At 66.5% G+C, this 391-nt stretch carries 1 protein-coding gene; it reads left to right on the forward strand.

Translation table 11 applies throughout. From position 1 onward, the window contains the following. Positions 1–50: 50 nt before the first annotated feature. The coding region (locus EN879_RS38715) for an SDR family NAD(P)-dependent oxidoreductase (protein ID WP_127274845.1) at positions 51–391 on the forward strand (341 nt) is incomplete at its 3' end.

Genomic DNA, 391 nt, shown 5'->3' on the forward strand with positions numbered 1-391 from the left:
GCCGAACTGCCAATTCCTGCCCTTGTCCATCCAAGCAAAGGCAGAGCGAAATGAGCATTTCGAAACAGAAAATCCTGATCGTCGGCGGCGGCTCCGGCATGGGCCTGGCGCTGGCCAGGCGCTGCATCGAGGCCGGAGCCAAGGTGATCATCGCCGGGCGCGGCCAAGACCGGCTGCGGCAGGCGCGCGAGGCGCTCGGCAATCCCGCCGGGCTGGAGACGGCCGTCGTCGACATCGCGCGCGAAGACCAGGTCTCGGCGCTGTTCGCAGCGATTGGCGGACTCGACCACATCGTCTGCACCGCAGCCGACATCGAAGGCGCCTACCGGCTGCTGCCGGAGCTTGACCTGATGGCGGCGCAAAAGGTGGTGGAGAGCAAGCTGTATGGCCC

It is taken from the genome of Mesorhizobium sp. M7A.F.Ca.AU.002.02.1.1 (assembly GCF_003998535.1).
In the GTDB taxonomy this organism is placed as follows: Bacteria; Pseudomonadota; Alphaproteobacteria; order Rhizobiales; family Rhizobiaceae; genus Mesorhizobium; species Mesorhizobium ciceri.